The 12,397-nt window shown below is 37.9% G+C and carries 10 protein-coding genes and 1 pseudogene; 9 read left to right on the top strand and 2 right to left on the bottom strand.

Annotation, left to right across the window (positions count from 1 at the left end):
* Positions 1 to 10 precede the first annotated feature (10 nt).
* The 7 genes from SMA_RS05970 (at position 11) to SMA_RS05935 (ending at position 9,891) form a co-directional block, all read left to right on the top strand.
* The gene (locus tag SMA_RS05970) at positions 11 to 634 is read left to right on the top strand and encodes a GTP pyrophosphokinase (RefSeq protein WP_014294710.1); all 624 of its coding nucleotides are present in this window, start codon (positions 11 to 13) and stop codon (positions 632 to 634) included.
* A gap of 29 nt (positions 635 to 663) precedes the next feature.
* Positions 664 to 1,344: a response regulator transcription factor gene (locus SMA_RS05965; protein WP_014294709.1), complete on the top strand. Its 681-nt coding sequence runs from the start codon at positions 664 to 666 to the stop codon at positions 1,342 to 1,344.
* A gap of 8 nt (positions 1,345 to 1,352) precedes the next feature.
* Positions 1,353 to 2,582 carry a sensor histidine kinase gene (locus tag SMA_RS05960; protein ID WP_014294708.1) on the top strand — a complete coding sequence of 410 codons (1,230 nt, stop codon included), beginning with the start codon at positions 1,353 to 1,355 and terminating at the stop codon, positions 2,580 to 2,582.
* A gap of 648 nt (positions 2,583 to 3,230) precedes the next feature.
* A complete protein-coding gene (locus SMA_RS05950; protein WP_014294707.1) occupies positions 3,231 to 3,830 on the top strand; it encodes a restriction endonuclease subunit S in 600 nt (199 codons plus the stop codon).
* Positions 3,823 to 6,909: a type I restriction endonuclease subunit R gene (locus SMA_RS05945; RefSeq protein WP_014294706.1), complete on the top strand. Its 3,087-nt coding sequence runs from the start codon at positions 3,823 to 3,825 to the stop codon at positions 6,907 to 6,909. The genes SMA_RS05950 and SMA_RS05945 overlap by 8 nt, the downstream gene beginning before the upstream one ends.
* Before the next feature lie 55 nt (positions 6,910 to 6,964).
* Positions 6,965 to 8,140, top strand: a complete 1,176-nt coding sequence (locus SMA_RS05940) for a restriction endonuclease subunit S (protein WP_014294705.1) — start codon at positions 6,965 to 6,967, stop codon at positions 8,138 to 8,140.
* Between the two features lie 95 nt (positions 8,141 to 8,235).
* Complete coding sequence (locus SMA_RS05935) at positions 8,236 to 9,891, top strand: type I restriction-modification system subunit M (protein ID WP_014294704.1); 1,656 nt, start codon at positions 8,236 to 8,238, stop codon at positions 9,889 to 9,891.
* 278 nt (positions 9,892 to 10,169) lie between these two features.
* Here the strand turns inward: SMA_RS05935 and SMA_RS11025 are convergent.
* Positions 10,170 to 10,295, bottom strand: a pseudogene (locus SMA_RS11025) (helix-turn-helix domain-containing protein); the annotation flags it as partial.
* A 250-nt stretch (positions 10,296 to 10,545) separates the two neighbouring features.
* On the opposite strand from SMA_RS11025, the gene SMA_RS11680 reads away from it, so the two are divergent.
* A complete protein-coding gene (locus SMA_RS11680) occupies positions 10,546 to 10,857 on the top strand; it encodes a DNA methyltransferase (RefSeq protein WP_044563056.1) in 312 nt (103 codons plus the stop codon).
* The gene (locus SMA_RS05920) at positions 10,820 to 11,446 is read left to right on the top strand and encodes a restriction endonuclease (protein WP_044563054.1); all 627 of its coding nucleotides are present in this window, start codon (positions 10,820 to 10,822) and stop codon (positions 11,444 to 11,446) included. Before SMA_RS11680 ends, SMA_RS05920 begins: the two co-directional genes overlap by 38 nt.
* Before the next feature lie 79 nt (positions 11,447 to 11,525).
* Here SMA_RS05920 and SMA_RS05915 read toward each other — a convergent pair whose 3' ends face one another.
* Positions 11,526 to 12,365, bottom strand: coding sequence for an aldo/keto reductase (locus tag SMA_RS05915; RefSeq protein ID WP_014294703.1), 840 nt, complete (start codon positions 12,363 to 12,365; stop codon positions 11,526 to 11,528).
* Positions 12,366 to 12,397 lie beyond the last annotated feature (32 nt).

Raw genomic sequence — 12,397 nt, 5'->3', positions numbered from 1 at the left:
AGGAAAAGTTATGACAGATATGATTTATGGAGAATATGCTGATTACCTACCTTTGATTTTGGAGGACTTTAGTCAGCGTATTTGCAAGAAAAATGATGAGGTAAAAAAAGAGACTGGTTATAAGCTGTTTGAACATTTTATCGCTCGCGTTAAGACACCTGAAAGTATGACAGAGAAGTGTCAACGCAAAAATTTTCCAGTAACAACCGAGTCTGCTTTGAAAAAAGTGCGTGATAGTATTGGTCTGCGGATAGTATGTGGTTTTGTTGATGATATTTATACCTTAGTGGACCTTATCCGTTCTTTTGATGATTGCACCATTGTTGCTGAAAAAGATTACATCAAAAATGCGAAACCAAATGGCTATCGTTCTTACCATTTGATAGTAGAAGTTGTGACGCCTTATCCTGATTGTTTGGGAAATAAGCAGGGCTCATACTTTATTGAAATACAGCTTCGCACCATTGCTATGGATTCTTGGGCTAGTTTGGAACATCAAATGAATTATAAGCATGATATTAAAGACCCGAAACGGATTGTTCGTGAGCTCAAACGCTGCGCAGATGAATTAGCGTCTTGTGATTTGACCATGCAAACCATTCGAAACCTCATCCAAGAAAGCTCCCAAGATTAATGAATATGAGCTATGATAGGAGATAGCATATGAAAATATTAGTTGCAGAAGATGAAATTCAAATGAATCGTGTGTTGACTACGGCGTTAACCCATGAAGGTTATGATGTAGATTCGGTTTATGATGGACAGGCAGCTATTGATATGGCAAATGAAAATGCCTATGATGTTATGGTCATGGATATTATGATGCCTGTCAAATCTGGCATTGAAGCTGTGCAAGAAATTCGTCAAACAGGCAACCAGTCACACATTATTATGTTGACTGCTATGGCTGAAGTTGATGACCGTGTGACAGGCTTAGATGCTGGAGCAGATGATTATTTGACCAAACCTTTTTCATTAAAAGAACTATTAGCGCGTTTGCGGTCAATGTCACGTCGTGTGGATACCAATTTCACGTCTAATATTTTGACCGTTGGAACAGTTACTTTGAATGTTGGTGAACAGGAACTTGTCAGTCAAAACACCATTCGCCTAGCAGTTAAAGAATCTAAAATGCTGGAATTCTTCATGCTCAATGTAGGCAAGAAATTATCAACCGACCAAATTTTTAACCATGTTTGGGCAAATGACAAAGATGACCCAGAGATTGATAATGGCTATGTTTTTATCTACGTTTCCTACCTTCGTCAAAAATTGAAATCAATCGGCGCAAATGTAGTGATTGAGGGTGAGGAAATGGGTGATTATGAGTTGAAAAAATTGTAGGTAATGCCATGTTTCGAAAATTAAGGATTCGTTTTATTGCGATTGCTTCTTTAGCCATTCTGATTGTCTTGTTTTCAGTGGTTGGGGTGCTTATTTCTGCCCGTCATATTCAAACGGTAAATGAAATCAACAAGATTTTAACCTTGATTTCAGATAATGACGGAACGTTTCCAAGTGTTTCCAAGGCAACCAGCGAATTAGGCAACACGGTTTCTGTCGATACGCTCTTTCAATATCGGTATTTTAGTGCTGTTATTGATAAAGATGGAAATATCACCTCGTTAAATTCGAGTAGTATTTCTGATTTGACCGATGAGCAAGTGGAAAGTTACCTGACTAAGATTAATAAATCAGGTGATAGGAGCGGTGATTTTCGTTACAATAATCACACCTATTCTTATCTTGTAACGGATGAATCAGATGATTCGAAATTGATTGTTGTCTTAGACTCAACAAATCAAGTTGAAGAAAATATGACACTGCTTCATCTTTCTTTATGGATGTCAGGGGTTAGTTTTGTCTTCTTTGTTCTCATGGTTTCTATTTTTTCTGGTAGGGTTATTGAGCCTTTTATCCGAAATTATGAGCGACAACGTCGTTTTATCACGAATGCTGGGCATGAATTAAAGACACCTTTGGCAATTATTTCGGCTAATAATGAATTGGTTGAGATGATGAACGGTGAATCAGAATGGACAAAAAGTACCAATGATCAAGTTGAACGTTTGACTGGCTTGATTAATAGTTTGGTGGCTATGGCTCGTCTAGAAGAACAACCTGAAGTCGTGTTGACCGATTTGAATTTTTCAGCAATTTCTGAAGATGCTGCCGAGGACTTTAAAGGTCCTGTCATCAAAGACGGCAAGCAATTTGTCATGGAAATTCAACCTGATATTCATGTCAAAGCAGAAGAAAAATCACTTTTTGAATTGGTGACTCTTTTGGTTGATAATGCCAATAAATATTGTGATGCAGGAGGAACGGTTTCAGTTAAATTAAGCAAAGCTAATCGCCTCTCAAAAGCACGTTTGGAAATTTCCAATACCTACGCCGAAGGCAAGAATGTTGATTATAGCAAATTCTTTGAACGTTTTTACCGTGAAGATGAATCACATAATAACAAAAAATCAGGTTATGGTATCGGATTGTCAATGGCGCAGACCATGGTCAAACTCTTCAAAGGAAGCATTAGCGTTTCTTATAGCAGAGATACCATTACATTCTTAGTAAGTTTGTAGGGGAAAAATAGTTTATACAAAATTGTTTATCAATAGCTAAATATATCTTTTAAAGGTTGAATTATCAGCCTTTTTTTATTTAAAGCTACAATTTATTTGTTATAAAATTTGATAAATAGGTTTATCATTGAGGAGGTGATGATGTTTTAGCAAAGATACGTAAAAAAGTAACATAAAGGCTAATTATGGTATAATAACATATGTATAAACTGAAATTTGAACAGTTCAATTAAAAAGACCTTATTAAGGAGATTGATATGGTATAATCCATGAGAACAGCACACTATGTAATCAGTAGTGTTTTTTGTCAACCTCTAAAACAGGCTTTTTCGCTAAAATGCGAAAAAGCCTGTTTGTGTGAAAACGGAAGTGAGGTAACCTATGCTTAAAGATAATCGAAATTATAATGCACAGGTTACCTCAAATACTGCTTTTCTAAAAACGCTAAGAGATAAATTACCAGAATTTTTTACAGAACTCGACTTTCTCCTCACCCTTCATCAGTGTAAGCCTAAAATAATATTTGGAAATTTTATCCAATTTCAAACTTTATTCTTACAAAGTTAATTTCTTTTGATAGAATAGGTTATGTAGAAATATAACGCAATTTCATAAAATTGATTTCCGTTAAACTTGGAGGCAATTTATTTGAGGAAAACTGCAATAGAACAATATAGATTAGGAGACTTGGTTTCGTTCGTGCAAGGTGTGAATTCAGCTCGTGCAGAAAAACAGTATGGCTTAGTAGATGTTATATATTACGACCATGCATCATTTGAAAAAGATTACAACTATGAAGGTGATTGTGCCCCCAACATGAATAAAGTGCCGTTAAATGATTACTCGCTAAATGAAGGTGATATCGTCATTAGTAACTCACTCCAACAAGCAACAATGGTTGGGAAAACAAATGCTGGAAAAGTTCCTTCTATAAATTTTACCAAGGTTGATTTTAAAGATGGTGAAATCGACAAACGATATTTCATTTATCTATTTAACAATTATAGCTTGGTGAAGCGTCAAAAGGAACGAGAAGTACAAGGGAACATCATTCCTAAAATCCCAATCAGAGCATTGAATGATTTGAAAGTTCCAATCACCCCAATAGATGAACAAATTAAAATAGGTCGGATATACACCGATACCCTTAAACTACAAGCAAAATTAAACAGGTACTCAGAGTTTATAGAACAATTCACAAATGGCGTGCTTGAAGAAACCCTAAAGGAGAATGAAAACCATGAATAGTCCAATTAAAAGTCAATCAGAATTGGCGTTTGAAAAAGAAGTCATTGAGTATTTGACCCAAATCGGTGGTGTGAAGCAATGGGAATACAAGGAAAACATCAAGACAACAGACCAACTTTGGGATAATTTCAAACAAATCTTAGAGCAAAACAACCGTGCTAGACTGGATAATCCCTTGTCCGTTACCGAGTTCAATCAAGTGAAAAAAGTCATTACTGCCATTGAAACACCCTACCAAGCAGGTCAGTTTCTTTATGGCGTGAATGGTGTATCAGAAATTGAAGTGGACTTAGACAACGGCAAGCACGTTTTCTTAACGGTTTTTGACCAAGCGCAAGTTGGGGGAGGAAGCACTGTTTATCAAATTGTCAATCAGATTGAGCGACCTAAAGTGGTTGATGGAAAGCCAAATCGCCGCTTTGATGTAACTCTACTCATCAATGGTCTTCCAATCCTCCAAATCGAATTGAAGAAAGCTCTTCATAGTACTTCGGAGTCGTTGAATCAAATGCAGCAGTATATCGCTGAGAAGCAATACAGTGGCATTTTTTCTACATTGCAGCTCTTGATAGCAATGACGCCATTTGACATCCGTTATATGGCCAATACGACTTTGGATAAATTCAACCAAGCTTTTGCCTTTCATTGGCAAGATGAAGAAACTGCACTCCGAGTTCGCTCTTGGAAAACTTTTGCGGATAAAGTCTTGTCTATCCCAATGGCGCATGATATGGCAACCAGATACATGGTTCTTGATGGCACAAAAAATAAGGAAAGTATCAAAGTGATGAGACCGTATCAGGTGTACGCTACAAAGCGTGTACTGGATAAAGTTCGCACGTTTGATTTTAACTATAATGACGGGAAATTGGGCTACATTTGGCATACCACAGGGTCTGGAAAGACCATCACGAGCTTTAAGACTGCTTGGCTTGCGAGTCGCATGTCAAACGTTGATAAAGTTGTCTTTTTGGTGGACCGTATCGCTTTAACCAATCAAACGTCAGACGCTTATCAAGCCTATGACCCCGTTGCTAGTTTTGAAGGAAAAACAGGAGTTGTGAGTGATACAGCCAATATTTCTGACTTACATCGAAAACTCACACTCAAGAGCGACAAGAACATTATTGTAACCAGTATTCAAAAGATGTCTCGTTATGTGTCTCATAAGAGTTTTAAAAAGTTAGATCAGAAGATTTTATTCATCGTGGATGAGGCGCATCGTTCGACGAGTGAAGATGTGATTAAGAAAAATGGGGAAGAAAAAACCCCAATGCTGAAAACGATTCGAGATGCTATCCCTAATTCTGCTTGGATAGGCTATACTGGGACGCCAAAATTCCCAGAAACACGTGAAATCTTTGGTGAGTTACTTCATGCCTATACAATTAAGGAAGCTATTGCTGACAAGAATGTACTTGGGTTTAACGTTGAATTTAAAGAAACGATCAAAGCGCCAGAAAATCCGACAGAAGAAGATATTGACGATAATATCAAAGGTTCAGTCTATGATACCCATCCTGATCATGTCACGAAGGTAGTTGAAGATATCTTTGATAACTGGAAAAAACGTTCAAACAATCGGAAGTATAATGCACTCCTAACCGTTCATGTTGGAGGGAGCAAAGCCAGCACACCAAGAGCCATGGAATACTTCGATAAATTTGCTGAAATAAATAGCAGCAAGCCGGAAGAAGAACGCTTAAAAGTTGCCGTAAGTTTTTCTGCGGATACGTCCAATAGCGTGCATCAGTTGAAAACCAACGAAAACTTGCATCGTGCCATCAATGCGTATAATGCGCTCTTTGGGACTACCTATGATATGTCCACTGTGAAGCAATATACCGAAGACCTAGCAAGACGTTTGAATAAGACAGCTGATGATGGAAACTTCTTGGACTTGGTTATTGTTGTCGACCAGCTTTTGACGGGATTTGATGCGCCAGAATTAAACACGCTCTATGTTGACCGTACTTTGAAAGGCGGCAATCTCATACAAGCCTATTCACGTACGAACCGGATGCAAAACTTAGTCGATAAGCCGTGGGGAAATGTCGTCAACTACCGTTGGCCAGTTCAAAATGAGTATGAGATGAATAAAGCATTTGCCATTTACTCTAATCGTGCTTCTGCTGATGAGCAGCTTTCTCTTGAGGACTTGAAAGAAGGCAATGTGGAGTCTGGAATCATCTCCAAACCATTTAGCAAAGTGCAAGAAGAAATGCAAGGGGTCGTCAAGAAACTTGCTGAGTTAACGGATGAGTTTATTCAACTTCCGCCAAGTGAAAAGGCACAAGATGAAGTCTTTGATAAACTGAAGGAATACAACAGCTTATTGAGTCAGTTGAAGCAATACACAACGGATGATGAAGGCAATCCTGTCTCAGCCTATGATAATCCTGAAGAGTTCTATGCGGGGATTGGAATTACAGAAGAACAAGAAGTTCTCTTGACGACTGTGATTGCGGGTGAGTTGAAGGAGAGAAGAGCCAAACGCGATGATATTGATGTTTCACAAGTCGATTTGGACATGGTGCATATTCATAACGTCACCATCAGCTATGATTATCTGATTGATTTGATTGCCAAGATGGCAGATGAAGTCCATGCTAACCAAATAGACCAAGCAGCTGCGACGCAAGAAGAGATTCACTTGGAAATTGCCAAATCTGACAACGATAAAGAGAAGTCTAAAATGCGCAATTTTGTCACTAAGATTTTTAATAAAGAATTTGTCTTTGACAACTATCCAGCACCCAGGGATGTTGATAAGATGAATCAGGCTATGGACCGGGCTCAAAAGGATTCAAACATTCAATTGGTGACTGCTTTTATACGCAGATGGGGGCTTGACAATAGCACTAAGCCAAAAGAGCTTGAAAGTCTTATCAAAAAACATCGTGTAGGCACTGACGATATGGACAAACAAGGCGAATTGACAGCCATCATGAATGAGGCAAGGAGTGACTATCAAAAGATTGCAGCAGATGAGATCAAAAAACTTTCATGGGTGAAATACCGCATACAATTCCGTACAGCTTTTTATGCGATGGCTGACGAGATTAAGAAAGGAGAGTAAAAATTGGGGAATGATATGATTTTATATAACACAGAAGATGGGGACGAAGAAACAAATGAGTGAAAAAGCAACAAAAATACCCCAAATTCGCTTTGACGGATACACTGACGCTTGGGAACAGCGTAAGCTTGGAAATGTAGCAAAAATTACTATGGGTCAATCGCCTAACTCTGAAAACTATACAGAAAATCCGTCTGATTATATTCTCGTTCAAGGTAATGCAGATATGAAAGATGGCAGAGTGGTTCCTAGAGTTTGGACTACACAAGTAACAAAAACTGCTGATAAAGGTGATTTGATTTTGAGTGTTCGTGCACCAGTTGGAGATATTGGAAAAACTGATTATGACGTTGTTTTAGGTCGTGGAGTTGCAGCGATTAAAGGAAATGAATTTCTGTTTCAATCACTTGGAAGAATGAAGCAAAATGGCTACTGGACGAAATTAAGTACAGGATCAACTTTTGAAAGTATCAACTCAAATGATATTAAAGAAGCTCAAATTCTTTTACCAAGTCTTGAAGAACAACAAAAAATCGGTACCTTCTTCAAAACGTTAGATAACACTATCACTCTTCATCAGCGTGAGTGTGATTTGCTTGCAAAAATGAAGAAAAGTTACTTACAAAAAATGTTTCCGAAAAATGGGGAAGATAAACCAGAAATTCGCTTTGCAGGATTCACTGACGCTTGGGAACAGCGTAAGTTGGGAGATGTCTTTGATGAGCGTTCTGAAAGAGCATCAGGAAACGAAGAGTTATTGTCTGTTACTATTTCAAATGGAGTAATTAGGCAAATTGATTCTGAAAAGAGAAATATTGCATCTGAAGATAAAAGTAATTATAAAGTTGTAAAAAAAGGTGATGTTCCATATAACTCTATGAGAATGTGGCAGGGTGCTGTTGGAACTTCTGATTATGACGGTATTGTAAGTCCTGCCTATACGGTTCTAATTCCTAAAAATAACTGCAATGGTAAATTCTTTATGGAATTATTTAAAAAGCAACCAACACTTGAAATCTTTAAAAGATGGTCTCAAGGTCTCACCTCTGATACATGGAATTTAAAATATCCTGTTCTCTCAACAATACCTTTTATGATACCAAGCGTAAAAGAGCAGGAAAAAATTGGAGATTACTTTTCAAGTCTAGATAGTCTCATCACTCTTCATCAGCGTGAGTTAGATTCACTCAAAAAAATGAAAAAATCACTACTACAAATGATGTTCGTGTAACTCACATCATTTTCGGACTTTCAGCCCGATAGGATTAGGGCCGACCGTCGCCCGCCCCGTCACAACAAATGTTTATTTAAAGGAGATAAAATAACATGGCAAAAGAAAATAATGAACCTATCAAAGTAAAAGGTGCAACCGCCAGAGACATTACTTCAAAACTATGGGAAATGGCGAACACCCTGCGTGGGACAATGGATGCTAGCGAATATAAGAACTATATCTTACCTTTCATGTTCTACCGCTACCTTTCAGAAAATCAAGATGACTATTTGAAGGTGAATCACTTGGAGGACTTCTATGAAGTCGAAGATGACGCAGAAAAAGAAGAATACCTAGAGGAAATTTCAAAAGGTATCGGCTATGCGATCAGTCCTGACTATGTTTGGGAGAAGATTGTCGCAAAAATTGAAAACCACAAAATCAAAGCCAGTGACTTCCAAGATATGTTTGATTCGTTCAACACGAATGCCAAACGTAACGAACAGGCAGAAGATGACTTTGCCAATGTCTTCTCAGATGTCAATCTTGGCGATACAAGGCTTGGGTCATCAACGAACGAACGTGCCAAAGCCTTAAATGATATTGTCTTGATGATTAATGAGTTTAATTTCAAAGATGAGTCAGGGCATGACATTTTAGGCGATGTTTATGAATACTTGATTGGACAATTCGCCGCTAACGCAGGTAAAAAAGGTGGGGAGTTCTATACACCGCATGAAGTCAGTCAAATTTTGGCTAAGCTTGTCACGTTGGACCCAAAAGATCAAAAAGGACAATTTCACGTGTATGACCCTACAATGGGGTCTGGGTCATTATTGTTGACCGTTCAAAAAGAATTGCCAAATGGGGAAGCAAAAGGCAGTGTTGATTTCTATGGTCAAGAGCTGAATACAACCACTTACAACTTGGCTCGCATGAACTTGATGATGCATGGGGTGAATTATCGCAATATGAATTTGAAACGTGCGGATACGCTTGACGCTGATTGGCCGTTTGCTGAAAAAGATGGGATCCAAATCCCATTGAAATTTGATGCAGTTGTCGCCAACCCTCCTTACTCTCAAAAATGGGATATTAAGAACATTGACCGTGAAAAAGATACGCGATTCAAAGGTTATGGCATAGCACCAGCCTCTAAAGCAGATTATGCCTTTGTCTTGCATGGTCTATATCACCTAGAAAAAACTGGAACAATGGCGATTGTTCTTCCTCACGGTGTCCTATTCCGTGGTGCATCTGAGGGCAAAATTCGAAAGAACATCATTGATGAGAATTTACTTGATGCGGTGATTGGTTTGCCAGCCAATCTCTTCTATGGAACAAGTATTCCAACCTGCGTTTTAGTTTTTAAAGGACGTGAAGCACGCGCAGAAAACAAAGACATCTTGTTCATTGACGCTTCCAATGATTTTGAAAAAGGGAAGAACCAAAACAAGCTGTCAGCTGAAAATATCGATAAGATTATTGAAACCTACCGTAATCGTGAAGACGTTGAAAAATACGCTCACGTAGCAACGCTTGATGAAATCAAGGAAAATGACTATAACTTGAATATTCCTCGCTATGTGGATACTTTTGAGGAAGAAGAAGTTATTCCACTGGATGAAGTCGCAAAAGAACTAAAAGAAGTCAAAGCTGATATTGAGAAGTCAACACAAGAGCTATTTGAATTGGTTGGTTCATTGAAAGGAACAACTCCAGAAGCACAAGAAGAATTGAATAAATTTATTCGCTTGTTAGGGAAATAGACAATCATTTAGGTCAACGCTGTTCCCAAGCGTTGGTGCTAAATGATGAAACGAAGTGACCACAATACTATTTTAACGGCTGTACAATAAATTCATGTAAAAGCAAGCGAAGGAGACGCTATGTTAAAACAATATTCCCCCAAGGACTATGTTAAAAAGCAATGCAGCGGACAGCTCCTTATCGCTGTTGCTGATTTACCAAAAATCGCTGAAGTAACTGAATCATATCAATAGAAAAAATGGATGACCGAAAATTGAAGTGGTCATCCATTTTTTATTTAATCATAAACGATTTCAAGGATATCTTGCAAATTGCAGTTAAGTGCTACGCAAATGCGAAGCAGGATATCGGTTGTGATGTTATCACCCCTACCCAGATTTGCAATAGAAGCAGAGCTGATGCCGGTGGAAAATGGAACTCCTACAACAGATATTAAAATGAAAGGAAGATTCAAGTGGGTTCAATCAAAAATAGAAGATGCTATCAGTAATGGAGCTACAATAGAAATAAAATCTATTAAAACTCTTAGACCAACTCTATATAGAAATTCTGATGAGGTAAATATTAACCCCCGATATCTATTTTTGCTAAATCTTTCAATGAATTACCTACAAATACTGATGCAACCACAGAGTTAAAAAATATTTGATGATGTGGCTATTTTCACTAATCCTAAGCCAAGTGCTCTTATAAAGTACTTACTTGATGCAGCCACTTATGATGAAAAAGGCGCTACCATCCTCGATTTCTTTGCAGAGTCAGCCACAACAGCAGATGCTGTTATGCAACTAAATGCGGAAGATGGTGGTAATCGTCAATTTATTATGGTTCAGTTACCAGAGCCGACTTTTACGCAAAATAGTGATGGTACAAAAGTGGCTCGCAAGGGAAGTGAATCAGCTTTTAAAGCTGGTTATCAGTCTATTGATGAGATACGTATTAAAGGCTATAAAAAGACTGAATAATTCTGAATATCTAAGTTATTCTAGTGTTAAGAAACTCATTAGGAATTTTAAAGCTGAATTTGAAAAAACGTATAGTCAATCTTACCATTATGAAGCCCTAGATTTTCAAGCTCGAACATCTATTTTTAATCCTAAAGATAATACTTTTGTAGAAAGTGTGAATTCAGGTTTATTAGGCGTTAACCAAGTAGAGGAGAAGATATCAAAAGATGAAAGAAATCTTTATGATATGCCACCTGTTTATTATGACAGTGTTCATCCTGAAAAAGACTTGTTGACTCATGGTTATGGAAATGGTGTAACAGTATTTGGTAAATTACCGAAAAGTGCCATAAAACTCCCTAAATTTACAGGAGGTACTACGACACCTGATTTTATCTATGTTTTAGAAAAAGGTGATACTTCGTCAATTTATCTTTTGGTGGAAGGTAAGTCAGAAGATAAGCGTGAAAGTGATCGTCTGGTTATTCAAGGTCAAGAAAAATTCTTTGAGCAGCTGGATAAATTTAAGATTGAATATCAATTAGCTATTGATGCACAAGATGTTTATCAAAAGATTGATGATCTCCTAAATGCAAAAACAGAATAGTCGTACCTTAAAAGTACATCAACAAAAGACGATTTCCGTTTGGAAGTCGTCTTGTTTTTAGTATGTCTGTATATAAACTTTACAAGCCCAATAAGCGTTTGACGAGTTCTGGGCTTTCGTTTGGTCCGTAGTTGTTTGGAAAACGGTCGAGTGACTGGATTTGCTTGATGTCATCTGGTGTGAGTTCAAAATCAAAAATATCAAAGTTTTCTTTCATGCGTTCTAAGTGAACGGATTTTGGAATGGTAAGAATGTCATTTTGAATTTGCCAACGTAGAATGACTTGTGCCACAGTCTTGCCATGTTTTTCAGCTATGCTATTGAGCGTAGCGTCCTTAAAAATATTATCTTCTCCACGGTTGAAAGGGCTCCAAGCTTGGGTAGCTATGCCAAATTGGGCATTGGCAGCTTGAATGATAGGATGTTGTTTGTAGGGGTGAAGCTCAATCTGGTTGAGTGCTGGCACAACTTCTGTATTGAGCGCAAAATCTGTTAAACGTCCAGTAGAGAAGTTAGAAACCCCAATAGCACGGATATATCCTTCCTTATAAAGCTCAATCATCGCACGCCAAGCACAATGAGTATCACCATATGGTTGATGAATGAGATAAAGGTCAAGGTAATCAGTATCTAGTTTGCGTAGCGTTTCCTCAAAAGCCTTTTTCGTTTCGGTATAACCAAGATGGTCAATCCAGACTTTACTAGTCAGAAAGACATCTTCACGTGAAAGACCAGAAGCCTTCACCGCACGCCCGACAGCTTCTTCATTTTTATAAATAGCGGCAGTATCAATTAAACGGTAGCCCACTTCAAGGGCATTTTCGACTGATTCTTGGCATTGTGCTTGGTCGAAAATTTGCCAAACACCAAAGCCTAAAACAGGGATTTGGATACCATTATTTAACGTTTTAAAATTCATAATGTTTCCTCCTTAGCCTCATTATAGCACAA

Origin of the sequence: Streptococcus macedonicus ACA-DC 198 (assembly GCA_000283635.1) — a bacterium.
GTDB classification, from domain to species: domain Bacteria; phylum Bacillota; class Bacilli; order Lactobacillales; family Streptococcaceae; genus Streptococcus; species Streptococcus macedonicus.
The sequence above is the reverse complement of the archived record's forward strand: the minus strand, read 5'-3'. Positions and strand labels throughout refer to the sequence as shown.